Below are 20,361 nucleotides of genomic sequence, written 5' to 3'. Positions count from 1 at the left end.
GCGCGACACCACCACCCGCGGTCACGCACCGGTGACGGTCGCCGGGGGGGCCTCCATGGCCAGCAGTGCGGCGCCGATCAGGCCGGCGGCGTCGCCCAGCGATGCCCGGGTCACCGATGGCAGCGGTCGGTGCGCGCGGCCCAGCAGGCGTTCTTCGAAGGCCGCGCGCGCGGGCCCGAGGAGCAGCTCCCCGGCCTCCATCGCCCCCCCGCCGACCACGACCGTCTTCGGGTCGATCGCGTTGACGAGCGATGCGATGCCCACGCCCAACCAGAAGCCCGCCCGGGCGAGCACCGCGATCGCCAGCTCGTCGCCGGACGCGGCTGCGCTGGTGACGGTCTTGCCGGTGATGTCGCCGGGCGTGACGTCGACCAGCACCGAGGTCGCCGGCGGCTGGCCCGACGCCAGCGCCTCCCTGGCCATGCGCCCGACGGCGGTGCCGCTGGCGACCGCCTCCAAGCAGCCGGCGTTGCCGCAGGGGCAGCGCGGTCCGCCCTCCGCGACGATGATGTGACCGAGCTCCGCGCCGAGTCCATGCGCCCCCCGCAGCAGGCGGTCGGCGATGATGAGCCCGCCTCCGACTCCCGTGCCGATCGTGAGCAGGAGCATGTCGGAGTGCGCGCCCCGCCCAGCGCCGGCGCGGTACTCCCCCCACGCGGCCACGTTGGCGTCGTTGTCCACGGTGACGGGGTCGCCGAGCATGCGCCCGAGCTGCTCAGCCAGGGGGAAGTCGGCCCACGCGATGTTCGGGGCGTAGCGCACCACACCCGCGGCATCGACGATGCCTGCCGCACCGACACCGACCGGGCCGGCGTCGAGGCCCGCCTCCGCACGCAGCTCCCGCACGAGGCCGGCCACCACGGGGGTGATCATCTCCGCGTCCCGCGGCGTGTCCCGCCGCGCCCGTCGCACCACCTCACCGTCTGCGGTCACGACCCCGGCGGCGATCTTCGTGCCGCCGATGTCCACCCCGACTGCCGCCCTCGTGTCCATGGCGGAGCAGCCTAGTGCACGACCGGGGCCGGGGGCGGACGATTCAGAACCGCAGGAGGGCGGCGACGGGGTGACCGTCGAGGCGCACCTCGTCGCGGAAGAGCTCGATGTGGGCGTCGGCGCGTACGGCCTCCTCGAGGATCTCGTCGATCAGGTCGTCGACGGGCGTCACCGGGGTGCCGTAGGCCGCTGCCTCGTCCTCGTGCAACGACAGGGCGCCGGTGGCGCTGCGGTACCCGGGGACACCCGCGCCCTCCACGACGAACAGCACCTCGACGCGCTTGCCGTTGATGGCCTCCAGCACATGGCGGATGCCTCGTGCGGCCTTCTCGGCCTGCCCCTGGGCCGCGGCAAGGCGCTGCAGCAGGTGGCTGCGCCGACCGCTGACGAGCTCCTGCTCGACCTGGCCGAAACGGTCGAGCAGATCGTGGGCCCCAGCCTCCAACGGCAGGCTCATCGGGTCGCCGTGGACGATCTTCTGCAGGTGGGGGTGCAGCGTGCGCATGAACTCCGCGACCTCGTGCTGGGGACCGGCGAGCACCAGCGCATCCAGCGTCTGGTCCTCGTGCAGCTTCAGCAGCACCTCGCCGGTGTCCTTCATGTGGTGCAGGACCTGGTGCTCGATGTTCTTCTCGAAGCGGCGGGCGGACCAGCCCCCCTGGCGATGCTGGCCGTGGACATCGGACTCGAGACCGTGGTACTCCCACACCACGCCGAGCTGGTAGCGGAAGATCCGAGCCCGATCCCGCTCAACGATGGTGAAAGCGATGTGGTGGTGGCGTCCGAGCAGCGCCTCGAGCGGCACGACGTACGGTCGCTCGGCGACCCGGACGAGGTTGCGCACCCCGATGGCGACCTGGACGCGGTCGAACAGCTCCCCACCGGACGCGAACAAGCCGAGCCCCCGGACACCGTCGCGCTGGAACTCGTCGCGAACCCATCGGGTGATGGCCTCGGCGTCGGCGTCCACGGCGCGGGCCTCCTCGGGCCCCAGCGCATCCGCGTTGCGACGCGCGTCACGCAGCAGCCCGTCGAGGCGGGCCTCGTAGTCGGCCGGCCGGGGGAATCGGGCGCCGTCGGTGTTGAGGTACACGCTGGTGACGGGTACGTCGCCGATCGGTCGGTCGACGAGCTTGCGGATGTCAGCAGTGGTCAGCTCCACTGGTGTCTCCTTCCATTCGAAGGTGATCTGCCCCGCTCAGTCGATCTTGATACGTCGCAGCTGCCCATCGGGGCTCTCGTCCGTCTCGGTGTGGTCGTCGAGGATCGCTCTCAGCGCCAGGCTCAGCTCCCGGCTGGCGGCCACCAGATGCCGGGTGACCTCGGGACGAGACGTGCTCAGCGCCTGAAGGACGACACAGATCGGGCACATAAGACATTCCTGGCGGCCTTCGGGGCCGTCGTGGCGGTGGGCGTCCTCAGGCATTGCCGCAGTCTATGCGCGTCCTCGTGCCCGACCGCCGCGTTTCGGTCCTTCCGGTCGCGGACGGCATGGGTTACGTTGCAGGCGGCGCCATGCACACCCACTCCCAGCGCGAGACGACCGGCACGCCGCCACCGCACGGTGGGCAGCGTTCCTGACATGCCCCGAACGGAGAGCACCGCTGCGTTCAAGAGGTTCTCCGCCTCTACGCGGCTGGACGACGTGCGCTTCGACTACACCCAGGACGCGCGCTTCAAGGGGTTCGTGCGGCTCCTGTCCGAGATGCTGCCCGATGACGTCACCCCGGGCGACTACTGCGACCTCTGCGAGGAGCTGCTGTCGCTGGGCCATCAGCACGGGGACCGGTACCGCAAGGAGGTCGAGTCGCTGGTCACGCGCCTGGTGGCGTACATGCAGGGCTGTCCCCCCGTGACGCCCAAGCTGTTCACCGACCGCTTCACCAACGCGGCGATCACCCAGTTCGCCAGGCGGTACCTGCAACGCCGCCGGGGGTGACCTCAGGCCGGGCTGGTCTCCCGTGCCCGCCGGGCCGCGACGAACGAGCGCACCCCGAGCGCGACGTAGCCGACGCAGAGGACCGCCGTCACGGTCGAGGTGACCTCCGCCGCTCCGGTGTCGCCGGTCAGGAGGCCAAGGACCATGGGCAGGGTGCCCAGTGCGCCCAGCAGCGCCACCACCAGGGCCGCATGGATCATGTGGCGGTGCACCGTCTCCCGGCCTGCGAGCAGCCCCAGGACGAGGATGGGCAACCCCACCACGGCGGGAGCCAGGGCGGTCGGGCTGGCGGCGTTCGTGACCACGTAGGCCACGACGCCCACGACGATCAGGAGGGCTCCTGTGGCACGGGTCAGATTGGTCACCGAGAACTCCGTTTCGCGATCGGGCCCGATTCTATGCGCCGCGGTTGGCCTCGGCGGTCACCGGGCCGGGTTGCGTGAACCGCACCGTCAGCCGACCGCCGTCCATGCGCGCGCCGCCGACGCTGCAGCGCTGCAGCGCTGCGGGGAGCATGATCGAGCGCGTGTGGGTCCCCACCTTCACGTACAGCTCGTCGCCACGATGGAGCAGGTCGACCTCACGCTTGTCCACGAAGGGCAGCGCCAGGTGGAGCATCCAACCGGCGCCGTCACGGACGAAGTGCAGCGGAGCCGCACGGGCGAGGACCGCCTGGACGTCTCGGTCGCCGTAGACCGCATCCGCCATGCGGCCGAGGGCGGCGCAGCCGACCAGCTCGTCGTCGAAGAGGGGCGCGGTCAGCACGGGGATCCCCGAGAAGCTCTCCCGGACGGTCTGCAGGTGTGAGGCCTGCAGGGCCTTCCAGCGCGTGAAGTAGGGGTCCCTGACCGCGTCGGGGAGCAGGCGGTTCACGACCACGGCATCGACGTGGTACCCGAACAGCTGCAGGTAGGTGTAGGTGCGCCGGGCCTCTGCGATGACGATCTTCTCCGGGTTGAGCACCAGTCGCACACTGGTGGTGGCGCCGTCGGCCAGGATCTCCCGCACGCCGTCGAGGTTGCGGTGCAGACGCCCGATCGAGTCGAGCATCGAGTCCTCGGGCAGCGGCATGGTCGTCACCCTGCCGAGCATCGGGCGCACCGCGCGGGCCACCCGACCGTCCCGCGGGAAGATGCGCTCCATGTACCACCCGAGGACGTCGGGCAGGCTCAGCAGGCGCAGGGTCTCGGCGGTCGGCGCGCAGTCCACGACCAGCACGTCGTGCCGGCCTGCCTCGACGTGACGTTTGACGTCGATCAGGCTGAAGATCTCCTCCAGACCCGGGACGACCGACAGCTCCTCGGCCTCGACCTCCCCCACGCCACCCCAGGAGAGCAGGGCGACCAGGTAGGACTGGATCTCGCGCCAGTTCTCCTCGAGCCGCTGGCGCGCGTCGATCTGCTCGCCTTCGAGCAGGTGGGTGACGCGGGTGGGGTGGGGACCCAGCTCGACGTCGAGGGCGTCGGCCAGGCTGTGCGCCGGATCGGTGGAGATGACCAGGGTCCGAAGGCCCGCGTCGGCGGCACGCAGGGCGGTGGCGGCGGCCACCGACGTCTTGCCGACGCCGCCTTTGCCGGTGAACAGCAGGACACGCACGCGTCGACCCTACCGCCGGTCAGCCCTCGATCGCGAAGCGCACGACCATGCGGAAGGGCGCGCGCTCGGCAGGTGCCTCGAGCTCGGCGGCGCCGACCGCCCACCTGCCCGGTGTCACGGCCTCGGTCTCGAAGGCGTGCTCCCACCGTCCGCGTCCCCCGACGTCCTCCTCGGAGGCGGTCGTGGACGCTTCCTCGACCACGGTGCCGGTTGGGTCGATCAGCCGGAGCTGGACCGTCGAGCCCGCTGCGGCCAGGGAGCCTGAGGCCGTCACGGAGCCGGCGGGCTGCACCGCTGCCCAACGCGGCGACTCCACGATGACCGGTGCGAGCGCGCCCGGGTCGGCGGTCTGGGGCTCCGACCAGTCGAGGTGACCCCAGAGCTCGGCCACCGCCTGCCCGCGGACATGCAGGCGGACGGCATCGACGTCGTGGAACTGCGTGGCGGTGTGCGCGAGCTGCTGGGCGAAGGCCTGCTCCTCGATGGCGGTGCGCTCGGCGGGCATGGCGAAGCCGGACAGGTCCACCGTGGCCACCCCCGCATCGAGATCGACGCCGAGCAGCCTGGTGCCCGGGGGTGCGAGGCGCCGGGCAGCCTCGGGGTTGCCGGGCCGACCCGACACGACCCCGTCGATCGCTGCATCCAGCGGGCTCGTGGTCGGCGCGTCGAGGTGGACGGTTCCGGGTGCCACCCACAGGTCGGGTTCGTTGGCATGGAGGAACCACGCCGTCACCTCCGACACCCCCTCGTCGCCCTCCAGGTAGGCCAGGTCCCCCGCGGGCACCGGCTCGGCCGAGTCGTCGGCACCATCGCGACCCTCGGGAGCGGGGGGCTCGTCCTCGGTGCGACACGCCGACACCAGCACGAGCGCCGCCAGCACGATGGTGGCGATCCGCGTCCCGCTGCCGCGGCTCAGGCCTGTTCCTCGACGCGCGCCTTCATGCCTGCGAGCGCACCCTCGACGATGCGCTGGGCGGCCTTGCGACGGACCATCTTGGGGAGGGAGATCGCCGGGACGACCTCGAGATGGTAGGTGACCTCCGTGGTGCCGTCGCCCTTGTCCGCCAGGAGGTAGCTGCCGTCGATCTTGCTGACCTGGTCGCCCTCGAGCAGCGTCCAGCGCATCGCGTCGTCGGTGTAGGTGTACCCCAGCACGTAGGTCATCGAGAAGATCTTGGCGTCGACGGTGAAGCGCACGGCCGTGCCCCACCCGTCGTCGTCGGTCTCCAGGACCTCCACGGCCTTGATCTCGCGCTGCCACTCGGGATACGCCTCGAAGTCGGCGATCACGTCCATGACCGCATCGGGAACGGCCTGCACCGTGATGCTCTCGGACACCGCTTCGCTCACGCGCCGCTCCTGTGGATCGTCGGATCGTCGATCGGGTGGCGCTGATCATCCTACGTCGCGACGCCGCAGAGGCTACGTGGTCGCGAGGACACCCACGGCCGTGAGGAGCACGACCCCCACGGCCAGCCACCGCAGGGACCGGCGGCCGAGGACCTCCCGGCGGCCTCGCCGCAAGGCCCCGATGTCCACCAGCGTGCCGGCCCACAGCAGTCCTGCGCCCAGCACGAAGGGTCCGCCGGCCGGCATCCCACGGGCAACCCACAGGGCAGCACCGCCGACGACCCACGCCGCGAACAGCAGCGCACGGGTGAGGCCCGCCCCGTAGCGCCCCAGACCGATGTGCCCGGCTCCGGGGACCACCGCCGACAACGCCAGGGCTGCCACCCACGGCTCGGCGAGCCGACGGGCGGCCGCGGCCGGGTCCCCACCGTCACCCTGTGGGGTGATGGTGACGTGGCACGCGGCACAGTCCAGCGATGCCACCGACTCCCACCGCCCGCAGCGCGGGCACTCCCACTCCAGGTCGCCGTCGCGTCGCCGCAGGCCCGCCGGGAGCACCGGTTCGGCCGCGGGTGCCGCAGGCGGTGCCGGCTGCGGCTCCTGGGCCGGCGCCGCCGCCCGCAGGGGCCCGAAGCACCGGGCGCACCAGTCGGCCGTCTCGGCGTTGGTCGTCCCGCACTCGGCGCAGCGCACCCTACCGGCCCCCCGTCGCACGGGCGTGCGCGGCGACGGCCGCGCGGAACTCCGCGATGGCCGCCCGTTGGTCGGCGAGCAGCCGCGGATGGGGTTCCGTCCCGGGGATCCGGCCGTCCTCGAGGCGGTCCTTCACCGTGTCGAGTCCCTGGCGGATCGCTGCCCGGTGATCGGTCAGGCGTCGGCGCCATCCCCGGTCCGCGACCTCCGCGGTGAGCAGGTAGTGCACGACCGTGCCGGCCGGCTCGTCCAGGTAGTACCACTCCGCGTCGCCCGCCAGGTCACCCGTGTAGCGCATCCGCACGCCCTTGGCGGGGCGCTCCTTGGTGACCGCGACCCTGAAGCGCTGCGTGCGCCGGGCGATGCCGGGTGGGCTGAGCGTCACGGCCACACGGGTGCCGAGGTCCCGACTGCTCACGGCAGGCCACCACCGCCCGTACCGGGCGACGTCGGCCAGGATGGGGTGGACGTCGGTTCGCCGGGCCCGGACGAACACTGAGTCCCAGGCCTGGATGCGCATGCTGCCCAGGGTAGGCCGAGCACCTAGCCCAGCACGAACGCGAGCGCCGCGGCACCCACCAGCATGGCGACGAGCGTGCGCAGGATGACGGCGCGCGGGTGCCGCGCGAAGGGGAACCACAGGACGGCGATGGCGAACCCGGCGACAAGACCGCCCACGTGGGCCTCCCAGGCGATGCCGGGCACGAACAGCGGCAGGGCGAGGTTGATGCCGAGCAGCACCAGGAGCTGGCGGAGCCCCGCCTGGCCGGCAGGGGTGTGACGGTTACGGATCGACGCGGCGAGCCACGCCCCGAAGAGCCCGAAGATCGCACCCGACGCCCCGACCGCCACGCCGCCGGGATTGGCGACGAAGAACGCCGCACCACCGGCCAGGGCCGACGCCAGGTACAGCCCGGCGAAGGGCAGGCTGCCCGCGTCACGCTCCAGCTGGGGCCCGAACAGGTACAGCGCGAACATGTTGAACAGGATGTGCATGAGCATCTGCGGCGAGTGCAGGAACGCGGCGCTGAACAGGCGGTACCACTCGCCTTGGGCCACCAGCCCGTTGACCTGCGCGCCCACCTGGAACACCTGCTGCTGCACGGACGCGTCGAACATGCCCGCGGCATGGATGACGAGGTTCACGGCGAGCAGGGTGAACGCCACCGGCGCCGACCGGCGTGCGCCGGTGCGGATCTGGTCGGCGGTGATGACCTCGGCGTTGCCCTGCGGGGCGGCGCAATCCCGGCACTTCTGCCCCACGTCGGCGCGGTGCACGCACTCCACACAGGTGGGGCGCGCGCACGACGAGCAGGACAGGCGTGTCTCCCGATCGGGATGGCGGTAGCAGGTCGGCAGCGAGATGTTGGCGGTCACCACCTCCACCTTAGCGTCCGCGTTCAGCCTTCAACGTCCCCCGTCGAGGTCCCGTCATGGCGGACGTTGCGGTGGAGGATCGTCCGAGCAGGCGCGGGCGGTGAGCGCGGCGTGCTCGGCCGCGCTGCACCGCACGAAGCCCTCGGCGAATCCCTGGCCGCCCAGGCCTCCGACGGCACTGCGGTACGCCGCCAGCCCAGCGGCAGTGCGGACGTAGTCGACCGAGTCGAGCGCCACGGCGTAGCACCGCAGCGCCGCTTCCTTGCGCGGATACACCTGGGTGACGTCCAGGACGACGTCGACCGGAGCCGGCGACCACACCTCGTAGCCGTAGACGTCGGCGCTGAGCCCCGCCGCCGCGAGCGCGCGGTTGGCCGCCCGGTGGTCGCGGTGCGGATCCAGGACGGCCGGCACGTAGACGACAGCGCAGCGGGCGCCGAGGTCGTGTACCACCGCGGCCAGCTCGTCGACGTGGTCCGACAGCGCCCCGTCCGGCAGCCTGGCGAACACGGGCTCCCGGGACCCCAGCGTGCCGCAGGCCGCCCGGCACTCCGCTTCCCGGGCCGGACCGAGCGCGCCGCGCCGCGCCGGTCCACCGGCGGTGGCCTCGCCGCTGGTGGCTACGAGTACGGTCACCGCGTCGCCGCGGTCGACGTGGCGGGCGATGGCACCCCCGCAGCCGATCGACTCGTCGTCGGGATGCGGCGCCACGACGAGCACCGGCCCCAGCGGCGGCCCGGGCAGCAGCGCCGGGCCGTCGACGGCGCGCGCCCCCAGCGCCAGCCCCACCTCGCGCACGGCCGGCGGCGCACGCCTGACAGCCCCACGGGCCGCCCCGTACGCGAGACGCCGCAGCCTGTGCACCCGCGGATCCGGCCCGGCTACTTCGCGTAGAGCCCTTCGATCTCAGCGGCGAAGTGCTGGTGCACGTCGCGGCGACGCAGCTTGAGCGTGGGCGTCAGCTCGCCGTCGTCCTGGGTGAAATCGCGGTCGAGCACCACCACCTTGCGGATGGACTCGGCCTTGCTCACCGCGGCGTTGGCATGGTCGACCGCCTTCTGCACCTCGGTCTGCACCGTCGCGTCCTCGCTCAGCTGTGCGGCGCTGGTGCCCGACAGCCCCTGCTCCCGCGCGTAGGCGGCGAGCTCCTCGGGGTCCAGGGTCAGCAACGCCCCGATGAACGGCCGGTCGTCGCCGACGACCATCGCCTGCGACACGAGCCGGTGGGCCTTGAGCCGCTCCTCGAGCACGGCTGGAGCCACGTTCTTACCCCCGGCCGTGACGATGATCTCCTTCTTGCGTCCGGTGATCTTCAAGAAGCCGTCGGCGTCGAGCTCACCGAGGTCACCGGTGGTGAACCAGCCGTCGTCGGTGAGCACCTCCGCGGTGGCCGCGTCGTTGTGGTAGTAGCCGGTGAAGACGTTGCCGCCCCGGATCATGATCTCGCCGTCGTCGGCGATCTGGATCTCCACGCCCGACAGCGGACGGCCGACCGTGCCGATGCGCATCGCATCTGGCATGTTCACCGTGGCGGGCGCGGTCGTCTCGGTCAGGCCGTAGCCCTCGAGGATGGTCACCCCCGCGGCGTGGAAGAAGTGGGCGAGGTAGGGGGCCAAGGGCGCGCCACCGGACACGCAGTAGGTGATCCGACCGCCCATGGCGTCCTTCAGCTTGGCGTACACGAGCTTGTCCACCACCCCGCGCTTGAGGTTGGTGAGCAGGCCGGGGTCGCGCCCCTGGTCCACAGCGGTCGACCACTGCTCCCCGGTCGCCACGGCGAAGTCGAAGACCTTGCGCTTGGCGCCCTGCGCCTTGCGCTGCGCACCATTGAACACCTTCTCGAAGACGCGCGGGACCGCCAGCAGGAACGTGGGCTGGTAGGACGCAAGGTCTTCCAGCAGGGTGTCGACCGAGCGGGCGTAGCCCATCTGCACGTCGGCCTCCAGGCAGGCGAACTGGATCAGCCGGGCGAACACGTGGGCCAGCGGCAGGAACAACAGCGTCGAGTCGTCGGCGTGGAACAGCGCCTTGAGGTTGACCTCGACCTGGCGGGCGGTCCACACGAGGTTGCCGTGGGTCAGCATGCACCCCTTTGGGTTCCCCGTCGTGCCGGAGGTGTAGATGATGGACGCCAGGTGGTCGGTCGTGAGCGCCTGGGAGCGCACGGTGACCTGATCCGCCTGCGTGTCGTCGCCGCGCTCAGCCAGCGTCTCCAGACCGCCGTCGGCCAGCACGAAGATCTCCCCGAAGTCCGGCGCCTGCTCCCGCGCCGTGTCGAGCGTCTTGGCGTGGTCGGCGAGCTCCACGACGGCGACCTTGACGCCGGCGTCGCGGAGGATCCACGCGCACTGGTCGGCAGAGCTCGTCTCGTAGATCGGGACCGTCACCCCTCCGACGGCCAGGATCGCAAGATCGGCGATCGTCCACTCCAGGCGCGTGCCGGACATGATCGCCACCCGATCGCCCGGCTCGATGCCCGTCGCGATCAGGCCGGCGGCCACGCCACGGACGCGCTCCCCGAGCTGGGTCCACGTCACCCCCCGCCAGCCTGCACCGTCGTGGTAGCGCAGGGCCTCCCGGGCGCTGCCGGACTCGGCTCGCTCCCACAGTCGGCTCGTGAGGTGCTGGTCGGCGGGGACCGGGACCGGATCCGGTCCCGAAACCTTCGTCTTCGCCATGGTGGGTCTCCTGAAATCGAGGGGCGCAGGTGCGCGCTTGGCCCGAATGTACCCAACCCGACCCCGAGATGGTGTCCGCTCGTCGAGCGGTGCACCGTGCGTGGGACTGGTGCACCGGACAGGTATCGCCGCGCCCGCCAGCGGCCGATGATCGCGGCATACCCCGAAGCCCGGCTGGGCTGCTCCTGACATCGAGGTCCCGATGCGTGCGAAACGGTCAAGCACCACGCCGCTGTACATCCCCGACGAGCTCCTGCGCGCCTACGGCCCGGAGGCCCGGTGGCAGGTGGCGACCAGCGTCTCGGCGCGCCACGCCCGCGAGGCGTCCTCGTCGCTGCGTCCGGTGGCGCCAGCGGGCACCGACCGCCTCGTCCGGTTCGCCGCCTACACCGGTCTGGTGGCGTGGGGCGGGCTGGTCGCGCTGTGGGTCTGGCTGGCCCTGCGCGACCCCATGCTGTGGGCGCCCATTGCGATGTCCGGCACCGTCGTCCTGGTGCTGGCCGCGGTCGCCCTGCCCCGGGTCTTCACGGCGTTCAGGACCAGGCGCCTCCGGCGCTGACCGGGGCTTCGTGGCCGCTACGCTGTCGGCATGGTCGATCCTGTCGTGTCCGGCGAGGGCTGGGGTGTCCTCCACCTGTTCTTCCACCTGCGCCGGGAGATGCTCGAGGACTCCGAGGCGGCCGCCGACGACTTCATCGGTCGGCTCCAGCGGTTCAACGCCCGCGACGACTACCAGGCGCTCGCGTTCAGCGTCCTGGGACAGAAGGCGGACATCGGCCTGATGGTGCTGGGTCCCGACCTGGTGGAGCTCGATCAGCTCAGCATCGAGCTGGCGGCCTCCCCGCTGGGCGCCGCCTTGCTGCCCGCCGCATCCTATGTCTCGCTCACAGAGCTGAGCGAGTACACCTCCACGCCCGAGGACGAGGCACGGCGCCTGGCCGCCGAGGAGGGGCTGGTCGAGGGCTCGGCCGAGCACGCGGAGGCGCTCGAGGCCTTCACGCGCCGCATGGCCGACTACGCCGAGCACCGCCTGCACCCCAAGCTGCCGGCCCGACGGGTGCTGTCGTTCTACCCGATGAGCAAACGCCGTGAGGGGACCGACAACTGGTACGTCCTGGGTTTGGCTGACCGCAAGCGGCTCATGGCGGGTCACGCCCGGGTGGGCCGCACCTACCGGGGCAGGGTGCTGCAGCTCATCACCGGCTCGGTCGGCCTGGACGACTGGGAGTGGGGGGTGACCCTCCTGGCCGACGACCCCAAGGCGCTGAAGGACATCGTCTACGAGATGCGCTTCGACGAGGTCAGCGCTCGCTACGGCGAGTTCGGGCCGTTCGTCACCGGCCTGGTGATGGAGCCGCACCACCTGCTGGACCACCTGGGCCTGCGCTGACGTCACCGACCTGCTCCCCGGCGACCGCTGCCACGTCCACGTCCCCGGCCGGCACCCCGCGTTCCCCGCCTCCGGTGGCCCATCGCCCCGCTGACCGTGCGCATCCCCCGCCAGCCGGCGTAGCCGGCAGCAGTGCCCGCCACGGCGCCCGCCGCGAGCAGTGCCACGGACAGGGCCGGCCGGGCTCCGCTCACCGCGCCCCGTGCGGGAACGGCCGCCCGTCCCCGCACGCCGGGTCGCCGGGCCTGTGCGAGCAGCTCGTCGAGCAGCTCGTCGGGCGGCATGACCGGATCCTCGGCGGCCGCCGTCCCGAGCCGGTCGAGGCCCGCGGCCACCGCATGCTGCCGGTCGTGCTCCTCACGGCAGACGGGGCACCGGCGGAGATGGACGCTGACGAGCCGCCGCCGACCCGCCCCCAGCGTGCCGTCCACGAGGCCCGGGAGGTGCGCCTGCACCTCCTGGCAGATCCGCCCCACGCGCGTTGCCTCCCTCACGGTGCCACCTGCTCCCGGAGCTTGGCGTGAGCGCGGTGCAGGCGCACCTTCACCGCGGACTCGCTGATGCCGAGCATGGCGGCTGCCTCCTTCGTGGACAACCCCTGCACGTCGCGGAGCACCACGACCGCCCGGGCGGCCGCGGGAAGCGCCGCGATGGCGTCGGCGATGCGGCGGGCCTGGTCGAGCACGGCCACCCGCTCCTCGGTGTCGTCGGGTGAGGCGAGCACGTCAGCCGACCCCGGTGCCGCGAACGCACTCGCCCCCGCCGCCTGCCCGCGGGCCCGGACGTCCCCGCGGCGGCGGAGCGCGGTCGCGCACACGTTCAGGGTGACCCGGTGCAGCCACGTGCCGAAGGCGGCCTCACCGCGGAAGCCGAGCACCGACCGCACCACCCGCACGTACACCTCCTGAGTCGCGTCCGCGGCGTCGGCCGGGTCGCCGAGCAGGCGGCGGCAGAGCGCGTAGACGTTGGTGTAGGTGGCGCGGATGAGCGCGTCCATGGCGCCGGGCGCACCGCGCTGCACCGCACGCACCAGCTCCGGGTCGACGTCCACGGTTGCCATTGTCGCGGCAGCCGCGCGGGCGATGTAACCGATCGCGGTCCGCGGCGGTCCAACCCGGTGAGCGAGGCAGACAGCCTCGCCGGCCCGACCGTCAGGAGTGGTGCAATGTACGCCTTCCTCGTCCTCGTCGCGCTCGCGCTGGGTCTGTCCGTCGTTCGCCAGGCCCTCGACGAGCTCGCTCCCGTCACCGTCCCCGCCCCGCTCACCCGCGTGGTCACGATCGCCGTGGCCGCCGGTCTCGCGTGGATGCTCGGCTACTCGGCCTTCACGGCCTTCGGCCAGGAGCTGCGCGCCGAGTGGATGCACCCGGTCGTGACCGGCCTCGTCCTCGTCGCCATCGGCGAGTTCACCCGCGCCATCGTGGACGCGATCGCCCACCGCGCGGAGACGCCGGCGGCTCCGGCCGTGCCCGCACAGCGCGCAGCGCGCGCAGCGGCCTGACCAACCACCCAGCGCGCGAGCGGCCCCGGGGGCACAACCCCCGGGGCCGCGGCGTGTTCCAGTCCTGCTTGGCGCGCCGCGATCGGACCGCGGCGCTGCCGCCGGGTTCAGACGTTGACGGCGTCCTTGAACGCCTTGCCGGGCTTGAAGGCCGGAGCCTTGGAAGCGGGGACCTGCATCTCGGCACCGGTCTGCGGGTTGCGGCCGGTCCGGGCGGCGCGCTCGCGCAGCTCGAAGTTCCCGAAGCCGGTGAGGGCGACCTTCTCGCCCTTCTTCACCGCAGCGGTGATCTCGTCCAGGACCGAGTCCAGGGCGCGTTGCATGTCGGCCTTGGGCAGGCCGGAGGAGGCGGCGGCAGCATCGACGAGCTCGGACTTGTTCATAGGTGTGCTCCTGTTCGGAATGGGAAGGGGGAACTCAAGTCAACGGGTTACGGTGCCTGGTTTCGCCGGGGAAGGCAAGCAGGGACCTACCGCGGAGCGCCGAGGGGACACGTCTGGCCCTGGGGGCACAGCCTCGGGGCCACCTCTCGCAGCAGGCCGAGCGCGCGCTGGCGCAGAGCCTCCGCATCGTAGGGGCCACGCTCCTCCTGCTGGCGAAGGACCTCCGCTGCGGACAGCATCTGGCCGGCGGTCTGCAGCATGTGGTCGGTCGTGGCGAGCATGACGGCGGTGATCTCGCCCCACGACGCGAAACCGCTGCCGTGCTCCGTCCGGTAGGCGATCCCCGCCGCGTCAAGGGTGGTCACGTCGGCCGTCAGCACCGCCCCGCTGCGCAGGGTGATCCCAGCGGTGAACTCCACGTCTCCCACGAGCGCTCCTCCGGGTCCCGACCACCGCTCGACGGTGGACGGCCCGCACGATACGGCCTCCAGCGGCCCGATGCCCGGTAGCCGGGTCACCGCCCTCCATGGAACACCGACACGACGAAGGAGGCCGTCACCGAGATGGGCTGGGACAGCGCGGCGACCCGGCGGACGGTCACCTCTGAAGGGGTGTGCCAGGCTGTGGGGCTCATGGTCACCAGGTCCGTGACGGCGTCCCGGTCGAGCGTGAGCGCTATCTCGACGGTGGTGCGAGCGCCCGCGGCCAGGTGGGGCCCCAGATGCATCCGCAGACGCTCGTCCTTGCGCGCGTCCACGGTCAACATGCCCAGCGGCTCGACGAGCTCGACCAGATGGCGGGCCGTGGGGGTCACGACCACCAGCACCCCGCCCGGCGCGAGCACCCGCCGGATCTCGGCGCCGTTGCGGGGCGCGAACACCCCGAGCGCCGCGACCACCGCGCCGCCGCGGACCGGCAGTGACTGCCACACGTCGCAGGCCACCGCACCGATGCGCGGGTGAGCCCGCGCCGCCCTGCGCAGCGCGTACCGGGAGAGGTCCAGGGCCAGCCCCGCGCGGTCCGGCAGCCGCTCGACGACCCGCCGCAGGTAATAGCCCGTCCCGGCACCGACGTCCGCCACACACCCGGGCCCCGCGTCACCGACCCCGCCGGCGCACGCTGCGGCCACCACGTCGGCCAGGGCCGAGTAGTGTCCGGCGCAGAGGAACCGTTCCCGCGCCGCCACCATGTCCGGGCCGTCACCGGTGCCGACCGCGGGCTGCGCCCCGAGCAGGTTGACGTAGCCCTGCCGAGCGATGTCGAAGGCGTGCGCGTCGGTGCACCGCACGACGCCACCCTCCCGGTCCAGATCGCCGGCGCAATACGGGCACCGCAGGTAGGGCATCACCGCATCGAGCACGACCCGCCGTCCTGACCCACCGGCGTCACTCGCGCGCCCCGTCACGACCCGCGGACGGGCTTGCCCCGTGCCCGGGTTCCGCCGCAGCCTGCTCCTCCAGCTCGAACCACACCACCTTGCCGTCCCGGTCCGCCGAGGTGCCCCATGAGGCGGCGAGCACGTCCACGAGGTGCAGCCCGCGACCGCTGGTGTCGCCCCGCCTGCCCGGCTGGCGCTGCAGGGCGCCGGCGCCCGCGTCGGTGACCTCGATCCGCAGGCAGCGGTCCGCGAACCGCAGCCGCACGCGCACCGCGGACGACGCGTGCACGATGGCGTTGTTGACCAGCTCGCTGGTGAGCAGCTGCGCATCGTCGAGCAGGTCTTCCGCACCCCAGCCGGGCAACGTTGCCCGAAGGAACCGGCGGGCCTCCCGGCCGCTGGTCAGCGAGGCGGGCAGCTCAACACCCGTGTCGTGGGGCGACGCGTCCTCTGCTCGGTGCAGCACGTCCATCAGGTCAGCCGGCAGAGCGCGCCACGATCGTTGCTTGACCAGGAAGCCGCTCGCCCCCGCAGCCTTGGCCTGCTCCTCCGCCTCGGGCCGCTGCATGGCGGACAGGACGACGACCGTGCACTGCGGCGCCACCGCCCGGATGCGGGGCAGCGCCGTCAAGCCGTCCGTGCCGGGCATGTTCAGGTCGAGGAGGGCGACGTCGGGCTGGTGAGCCGCCGCCACCCTGGTCGCCTCGTCCCCATCGGCGGCCTCGGCGATCACCGAGAAGTCGCCGGACCGCTCGAGGTGACGGCGCGCGAGCGTGCGCACGTCGGTGTCGTCGTCCACCAGCAGCACCCGGTACGGGGGGGTGGCCATCTACGGCCTGCCCTCGACCGGCATGCTGCTCCTGACGGCGCGTGGCAGCACGGTCCCTGCCGCGGAGCCGGTCTCGTCCAGGCGCTCGCCGATCGTCGCGGGCCGGCCAGCGGGCGGCGCCCGTCCCGCGACGCGGAGCACGAGCACGGCCATGTCGTCGTCGGGTTCCTCGGCGCCGAACGCGGTGGCCTGGTCACGGACCCGAGCGGCGACGGCCCGCACGTCGAGGTCGGCGGTGCCCGACAGCACCGTGGCCAGCAGGTCCTCGAAGAACACGCCCTCACAACGCCGCTCGCTGATCCCGTCGGTGAAGGCCACCAGCGTGTCCCCCGCACCGAGCACGATCGTCTCGTCCGCCAGATCGGGGTCGGCGACCACGCCGGCGACCGTCCCCGGCACGCCGACCTCCCTGGCGACACCGTCCGCCCGCACCAGCCACGGGAGCGGATGCCCGGCGCAGCACACCGTGATGGTCGCTCCGGCGCTGGTGAGCGAGCAGGCCATGAGGCACACGGCGCAGAACCGCGGCTCCAGACCCAGGGGCTCGTGTGCGAGCAGCACCTCGTTCAGGCGCCTGACGACCGCGCTCGGGTCGGCCCGCGGCACGGCGGCGGCCCGAACCGTGTGGCGCGCCAGGCCCGTCGTCGCGGCGGCATCCACGCCCCTGCCCCGCACGTCGCCGGTGACGGCGACCCACCGTCCCTCCCCCGCGTCGAAGAGGTCGTAGAAGTCACCGCCGACGTCCGCGCCCGTCCCGCCCGCGACGTAGGCGGTCGCGACCTCCAGGCCCGGGATGTGGGGCAGCATCGGGGGCAGGAGGCTTGCCTGCAGGTACTGGGCGATCCGCGTCTGCTCCTCCAGCAACCGGGCGTTGTCGCAGTGCAACCCCGCCAACGAGCAGTAGCTCTCGGCCAGCGACCAGTCAGACGCGGCCGAGGTGCCGGCCCCGCGCTGCACCAGCACCAGGACGCCGAGCGTGGACACGCGCGACTGCAGCGGCAGCACCAGCAGGTCGCCCGCCGCCCTGTCCGCAGGGCCGGCGGCACCCGCTGGGTCCGGCAGCGCCTCATCCGTCCGCAGCGTTCGGGGGGTCCCCGTGCGGAACACCTCGTGCAGCAGCGGATCGGCCGTGAACGCCCGCCCGCCGTCGAGCCCGCTCAGCACCGCACCGGCACCGGGGTCGGTGTGTCGGGAGGCCGCCGAGCTGAGCCCGCCGGGCACACCGAGGAAGAGGGCGGCCCCGTCACCCAGCTCCGGGGTGGCGAGCTCCACCACCAGCTGCTGGACGTCCCGGTAGGAGCTCGCCTCCGCGAACGCCTCACCTGCCCGGTTGAGGAAGCCCCGCTGGCGGGCGACCGTGCGCTGCTCGTCGTACAGCCGCGCCCGGTGCACAGCCTGCGCGCACTGGTCGACCACCGCTTGGACGAACGAGCGGTCCGCGGCCACCAGACGCCGGGGGCTGGCGAACCCGAACGACACGATGCCCACCGGCTCACCGTCGACGATCAGGGGGACGATCGCCCACGCCTCGTGGGCGGAGGGCACCCCCCGCAACGCCGGGTACTGCTGGTCTCGGTCGGCCAGGGACTCGAAGACCACCATGGCGCCCCGCCGCAGGGCATCACCGGCAGGCAGGGGGGCATCCATCGAGAACGACGTCCACTGCTCCAGGGTCGTGGGCAGATATCCGACGGCCCGCACGATCTCGAATGTGGCCGTGTCGTCACCCTCCAGCAGCGCGACCAGCGCAGACCCCGCACCGAGCTCCTCGGTGATGGTCGTGACCACCACATCGGTCACGGCCGCGACGGTGGGCGCGCGGGACAGCTCCGCGGTCAGCTCCTGCAGGCGCTCGATGCGCGAGAGCGGCACGGCACCACGTGCGCGATGACGTGCTCCCATCAGCGCTGCGACCTCCCTCCGGCGCGCTTCATGTCGCCCGCAGTATCACACGGAGGCCGCCCGGACGGACACAGTGGTTGCGGTGCCGGGGCGCCTGTGTAGCATCCGCTCGGCCCATACCAGCCCTTCGTCACGGACCGCGCTGATGGATGTCCTGCAGCTGGCCGTCGCCGTGGCGTTCATGCTGCTGGGCCTGACCGCGGTGCGGCTGTGGTGGCGCAACCGGTCTCCGACCACCGCCTGGCTCGCGTGGACGTTGGGTGCCCTCGGTGCCGCCCTGTTCACCGGGCGCCTCGCCCCGCTCCTGCCCGATGACGTCGGTGCCACCCTCGCGCGACTGCAACGGGTGCTGCTGGTCGCCTTCCCGTACCTGTTGTTCCGCTTCACCGCCTCCTTCCAGCCCGTCAGCCGACGCATCCTGGCAGCGGCCGGCGTCCTGGCCGGCGCGGTCCTGGCCGTCACCGTGGTCGTCTCCGCGCCAGCGACTGAAGGCCCGCCACCGACCTGGTACCTGCTCTACGTCGCCGGCGTCCTCGTCATGTGGACCCTCCTGTCGTCCTGGGTCGTGTGGCGGCTGTGGCGCTCCAGCCGGTCGCAGTCCAACGTGGCGCGACTGCGACTGCGGACCCTCGCGCTGGCGGTGGCGATGCTGAACCTCGCCCTGGTCCTGGCTGGTCTCAGCGTCCCCGAGGCGCCACCCGCGCTGACCACCACCATCCAGGCCGGCGCGCTCATCAGCGCGCTGCTCTTCTACGCCGCCTTCGCCCCGCCGGCGCTGCTGCGACAGGCGTGGCGCCGCAAGGACGAGCAGGCCCTGTGGCGGGCCGAGGGCGATCTCATGGCTGCGGTCACGAGCCGGGAGATCGCGGCCTCCATGCTGCCCCACGTCAGCCGGATGCTCGGGGATCGACCCGTGCTCCTCCAGGACGAGTCCGGCGAGGAGTTCTCCCACGGCACGATCCCCGATGCCCTCCGGGCGCGCCTGATGGCGCGGGACGAGCCCGGGCCCGGGGCTGTCACCAAGACCGACGACCTCGTCATCCTGGAGCTTCGCGGCGGCCGGCTCGGTGTCATGGTCACCCCCGTCACGCCGCTGTTCGGCAGGGACGAGCTCGAGCTGCTCGGTCGGCTGGGGACCATGATGAACCTGGCGCTGACCCGCAGCGAGGCATTCGATCGCGAAAAGGCCGCGCGGGCGCAGGCCGAGGAGAGCGCCGCCGAGCTCGAGGCGCTCGTGTACGGCCTCTCCCACGACCTGCGCCGCCCGATCGTGTCGGTCCTCGGGTACGCCGACTGCCTCGCGGAGGACTACGGGCTCGTCCTGGAGGGCGACGGCGCGCACTTCCTCGCCCGGCTGCGCCGCAACGTGGAGCACATGGACGAGCTCATCGGCGACCTCCTGCAGCTGTCACGCGTCGGCAAGGTCGACGAGGAGCCCCAACCCGTCGACCTCACCGCGGTCGTCCGCCACGCGAGCGAGGAGCTCGCTCGCCAGCATCCCGAGGCCACCCTGGAGGTCGGTGTCCTGCCGACGGTCATGATGAATCCGACCCGGGCGCACCAGCTGTTCGCCAACCTGCTGAGCAACGCCCTGGTCCACAGTGGCCGGCCCGACGTCACGGTGCGGGTGAGCCCGGCAGGCACGCCCGGTGGCGTGACCGTCGCCGACAACGGTCGCGGCATCCCCACGGCCGACCGGGAGAAGGTCTTCGGTCTCTTCCAGCGCCTGAACGCGACCGGTACCGGCACGGGGATCGGGCTGGCCATGTGCCGGCGCATCGTCGAGCACGCCGCCGGGAGGATCTGGATCACCGACAGCGACGAGGGCACCCACGTACGGGTAGAGTTGCCGCCGGTCACGCCTGACTCTGCCCACCCCCGGGAGGTCGCATGACGACGTTGCGCGTGCTCGTCGCCGAGGACGACGATGACCACCGCTACCTGACTGTCCGCGCGCTGCGTCGGACCATGCAGGGGTCCACGGAGATCCTCGAGGCGCGCGACGGCGAGGAGACGCTCGACTGGCTGTTCGGCAGGGGGGCGCACGCACACGCTGCACCGCCCAACCTGGTCTTCCTCGACCTGCAGATGCCGAAGGCGAGCGGCTTCGACGTGCTGGAGCGGTTGCAGGGACATCCTGAGCTGGCGGCGATCCCGGTGATCGTGGTGACGTCCTCCCGACAGCGCGAGGACATCGACACGGCCTACGCACTGGGCTCCAACTCCTACGTGAGCAAGGCCTCCGGCCGACGGCTGGTTGCCCACCTGCAGCAGGTCGCCGAGTACTGGACGCGAAACAGCGAGCTGCCCGTCATCACGAGCTGACCGCATGAGCTGACCCGCGGGGGCTGC

Annotated in this window: 25 protein-coding genes; 6 read left to right on the top strand and 19 right to left on the bottom strand. The window is 72.4% G+C overall.

Annotated features, from left to right (window positions below):
* Positions 1-21 precede the first annotated feature (21 nt).
* Genes WD250_15005 through WD250_14995 form a run of 3 tightly spaced genes read right to left on the bottom strand, consistent with a single transcriptional unit; the run spans position 22 to position 2,419 of the window.
* Positions 22-993 carry an ROK family protein gene (locus WD250_15005; GenBank protein MEX2621523.1) on the bottom strand — a complete coding sequence of 324 codons (972 nt, stop codon included), beginning with the start codon at positions 991-993 and terminating at the stop codon, positions 22-24.
* 43 nt (positions 994-1,036) lie between these two features.
* Positions 1,037-2,155: a Vms1/Ankzf1 family peptidyl-tRNA hydrolase gene (locus tag WD250_15000; GenBank protein ID MEX2621522.1), complete on the bottom strand. Its 1,119-nt coding sequence runs from the start codon at positions 2,153-2,155 to the stop codon at positions 1,037-1,039.
* Positions 2,156-2,191: 36 nt separating this feature from the next.
* A complete protein-coding gene (locus WD250_14995) occupies positions 2,192-2,419 on the bottom strand; it encodes a hypothetical protein (protein ID MEX2621521.1) in 228 nt (75 codons plus the stop codon).
* 156 nt (positions 2,420-2,575) lie between these two features.
* Here WD250_14995 and WD250_14990 point away from each other — a divergent pair, with 156 nt between their 5' ends.
* Positions 2,576-2,932, top strand: a complete 357-nt coding sequence (locus WD250_14990) for a hypothetical protein (protein ID MEX2621520.1) — start codon at positions 2,576-2,578, stop codon at positions 2,930-2,932.
* A gap of 2 nt (positions 2,933-2,934) precedes the next feature.
* On the opposite strand, the gene WD250_14985 is transcribed toward WD250_14990, so the two are convergent.
* The 9 genes from WD250_14985 to WD250_14945 all read right to left on the bottom strand — a co-directional run bounded on the left by WD250_14985 (position 2,935) and on the right by WD250_14945 (position 10,626).
* Positions 2,935-3,297 carry a hypothetical protein gene (locus WD250_14985; protein ID MEX2621519.1) on the bottom strand — a complete coding sequence of 121 codons (363 nt, stop codon included), beginning with the start codon at positions 3,295-3,297 and terminating at the stop codon, positions 2,935-2,937.
* A 31-nt stretch (positions 3,298-3,328) separates the two neighbouring features.
* Positions 3,329-4,528, bottom strand: a complete 1,200-nt coding sequence (locus tag WD250_14980; GenBank protein MEX2621518.1) for a TRC40/GET3/ArsA family transport-energizing ATPase — start codon at positions 4,526-4,528, stop codon at positions 3,329-3,331.
* A 19-nt stretch (positions 4,529-4,547) separates the two neighbouring features.
* On the bottom strand, positions 4,548-5,408 hold the full coding sequence (locus WD250_14975) for a GerMN domain-containing protein (GenBank protein ID MEX2621517.1): 861 nt from the start codon (positions 5,406-5,408) through the stop codon (positions 4,548-4,550).
* Positions 5,409-5,440: 32 nt separating this feature from the next.
* Complete coding sequence (locus WD250_14970; GenBank protein MEX2621516.1) at positions 5,441-5,878, bottom strand: SRPBCC family protein; 438 nt, start codon at positions 5,876-5,878, stop codon at positions 5,441-5,443.
* 72 nt (positions 5,879-5,950) lie between these two features.
* Positions 5,951-6,571: a hypothetical protein gene (locus WD250_14965; GenBank protein ID MEX2621515.1), complete on the bottom strand. Its 621-nt coding sequence runs from the start codon at positions 6,569-6,571 to the stop codon at positions 5,951-5,953.
* A 1-nt stretch (position 6,572) separates the two neighbouring features.
* Positions 6,573-7,091, bottom strand: coding sequence for a hypothetical protein (locus WD250_14960; protein MEX2621514.1), 519 nt, complete (start codon positions 7,089-7,091; stop codon positions 6,573-6,575).
* A gap of 23 nt (positions 7,092-7,114) precedes the next feature.
* Positions 7,115-7,948 carry a rhomboid family intramembrane serine protease gene (locus WD250_14955; GenBank protein MEX2621513.1) on the bottom strand — a complete coding sequence of 278 codons (834 nt, stop codon included), beginning with the start codon at positions 7,946-7,948 and terminating at the stop codon, positions 7,115-7,117.
* A gap of 54 nt (positions 7,949-8,002) precedes the next feature.
* On the bottom strand, positions 8,003-8,746 hold the full coding sequence (locus WD250_14950; protein ID MEX2621512.1) for a PIG-L family deacetylase: 744 nt from the start codon (positions 8,744-8,746) through the stop codon (positions 8,003-8,005).
* 83 nt (positions 8,747-8,829) lie between these two features.
* On the bottom strand, positions 8,830-10,626 hold the full coding sequence (locus WD250_14945; protein MEX2621511.1) for an AMP-dependent synthetase/ligase: 1,797 nt from the start codon (positions 10,624-10,626) through the stop codon (positions 8,830-8,832).
* 202 nt (positions 10,627-10,828) lie between these two features.
* On the opposite strand from WD250_14945, the gene WD250_14940 reads away from it, so the two are divergent.
* Positions 10,829-11,185: a hypothetical protein gene (locus tag WD250_14940; GenBank protein ID MEX2621510.1), complete on the top strand. Its 357-nt coding sequence runs from the start codon at positions 10,829-10,831 to the stop codon at positions 11,183-11,185.
* Positions 11,186-11,215: 30 nt separating this feature from the next.
* Positions 11,216-12,016 carry a hydrogen peroxide-dependent heme synthase gene (gene hemQ, locus WD250_14935; GenBank protein MEX2621509.1) on the top strand — a complete coding sequence of 267 codons (801 nt, stop codon included), beginning with the start codon at positions 11,216-11,218 and terminating at the stop codon, positions 12,014-12,016.
* 2 nt (positions 12,017-12,018) lie between these two features.
* On the opposite strand, the gene WD250_14930 is transcribed toward hemQ, so the two are convergent.
* Entirely contained in the window at positions 12,019-12,510 is a 492-nt protein-coding gene (locus WD250_14930; protein ID MEX2621508.1) for a zf-HC2 domain-containing protein, read from the bottom strand.
* Entirely contained in the window at positions 12,507-13,067 is a 561-nt protein-coding gene (locus WD250_14925; GenBank protein MEX2621507.1) for an RNA polymerase sigma factor, read from the bottom strand. Before WD250_14925 ends, WD250_14930 begins: the two co-directional genes overlap by 4 nt.
* Before the next feature lie 114 nt (positions 13,068-13,181).
* Between WD250_14925 and WD250_14920 the strand changes: the two genes are divergently transcribed.
* Positions 13,182-13,517, top strand: coding sequence for a hypothetical protein (locus WD250_14920; protein ID MEX2621506.1), 336 nt, complete (start codon positions 13,182-13,184; stop codon positions 13,515-13,517).
* A 107-nt stretch (positions 13,518-13,624) separates the two neighbouring features.
* Here the strand turns inward: WD250_14920 and WD250_14915 are convergent, their stop codons facing one another.
* The 5 genes from WD250_14915 to WD250_14895 form a co-directional block, all read right to left on the bottom strand.
* Positions 13,625-13,900 carry an HU family DNA-binding protein gene (locus WD250_14915; protein MEX2621505.1) on the bottom strand — a complete coding sequence of 92 codons (276 nt, stop codon included), beginning with the start codon at positions 13,898-13,900 and terminating at the stop codon, positions 13,625-13,627.
* 86 nt (positions 13,901-13,986) lie between these two features.
* Entirely contained in the window at positions 13,987-14,328 is a 342-nt protein-coding gene (locus tag WD250_14910; protein ID MEX2621504.1) for a hypothetical protein, read from the bottom strand.
* A gap of 86 nt (positions 14,329-14,414) precedes the next feature.
* Positions 14,415-15,260, bottom strand: a complete 846-nt coding sequence (locus WD250_14905; protein MEX2621503.1) for a methyltransferase domain-containing protein — start codon at positions 15,258-15,260, stop codon at positions 14,415-14,417.
* A gap of 25 nt (positions 15,261-15,285) precedes the next feature.
* Complete coding sequence (locus tag WD250_14900) at positions 15,286-16,107, bottom strand: response regulator (protein ID MEX2621502.1); 822 nt, start codon at positions 16,105-16,107, stop codon at positions 15,286-15,288.
* Entirely contained in the window at positions 16,108-17,979 is a 1,872-nt protein-coding gene (locus WD250_14895; GenBank protein ID MEX2621501.1) for a SpoIIE family protein phosphatase, read from the bottom strand.
* Between the two features lie 175 nt (positions 17,980-18,154).
* On the opposite strand from WD250_14895, the gene WD250_14890 reads away from it, so the two are divergent.
* Both WD250_14890 and WD250_14885 read left to right on the top strand, forming a co-directional pair.
* Positions 18,155-19,903, top strand: a complete 1,749-nt coding sequence (locus WD250_14890) for a HAMP domain-containing sensor histidine kinase (protein ID MEX2621500.1) — start codon at positions 18,155-18,157, stop codon at positions 19,901-19,903.
* Positions 19,900-20,334 carry a response regulator gene (locus WD250_14885; protein ID MEX2621499.1) on the top strand — a complete coding sequence of 145 codons (435 nt, stop codon included), beginning with the start codon at positions 19,900-19,902 and terminating at the stop codon, positions 20,332-20,334. Before WD250_14890 ends, WD250_14885 begins: the two co-directional genes overlap by 4 nt.
* Positions 20,335-20,361 lie beyond the last annotated feature (27 nt).

Source organism: Egibacteraceae bacterium (assembly GCA_040905805.1).
Lineage (GTDB): Bacteria > Actinomycetota > Nitriliruptoria > Euzebyales > Egibacteraceae > DATLGH01.
The sequence above is the reverse complement of the archived record's forward strand: the minus strand, read 5'-3'. Positions and strand labels throughout refer to the sequence as shown.

Excerpts from the sequence above, each read along its gene's own strand:
- WD250_14885 (MEX2621499.1), top strand. The coding sequence starts at position 19,900 with ATGACGACGTTGCGCGTGCTCGTCGCCGAGGACGACGATGACCACCGC.
- WD250_14995 (MEX2621521.1), bottom strand. The coding sequence starts at position 2,419 with ATGCCTGAGGACGCCCACCGCCACGACGGCCCCGAAGGCCGCCAGGAA.
- WD250_14920 (MEX2621506.1), top strand. The coding sequence starts at position 13,182 with ATGTACGCCTTCCTCGTCCTCGTCGCGCTCGCGCTGGGTCTGTCCGTC.
- WD250_14900 (MEX2621502.1), bottom strand. The coding sequence starts at position 16,107 with ATGGCCACCCCCCCGTACCGGGTGCTGCTGGTGGACGACGACACCGAC.
- WD250_14990 (MEX2621520.1), top strand. The coding sequence starts at position 2,576 with ATGCCCCGAACGGAGAGCACCGCTGCGTTCAAGAGGTTCTCCGCCTCT.
- WD250_14945 (MEX2621511.1), bottom strand. The coding sequence starts at position 10,626 with ATGGCGAAGACGAAGGTTTCGGGACCGGATCCGGTCCCGGTCCCCGCC.
- WD250_14915 (MEX2621505.1), bottom strand. The coding sequence starts at position 13,900 with ATGAACAAGTCCGAGCTCGTCGATGCTGCCGCCGCCTCCTCCGGCCTG.
- hemQ (MEX2621509.1), top strand. The coding sequence starts at position 11,216 with ATGGTCGATCCTGTCGTGTCCGGCGAGGGCTGGGGTGTCCTCCACCTG.
- WD250_14940 (MEX2621510.1), top strand. The coding sequence starts at position 10,829 with ATGCGTGCGAAACGGTCAAGCACCACGCCGCTGTACATCCCCGACGAG.
- WD250_15005 (MEX2621523.1), bottom strand. The coding sequence starts at position 993 with ATGGACACGAGGGCGGCAGTCGGGGTGGACATCGGCGGCACGAAGATC.
- WD250_14960 (MEX2621514.1), bottom strand. The coding sequence starts at position 7,091 with ATGCGCATCCAGGCCTGGGACTCAGTGTTCGTCCGGGCCCGGCGAACC.
- WD250_14890 (MEX2621500.1), top strand. The coding sequence starts at position 18,155 with ATGGATGTCCTGCAGCTGGCCGTCGCCGTGGCGTTCATGCTGCTGGGC.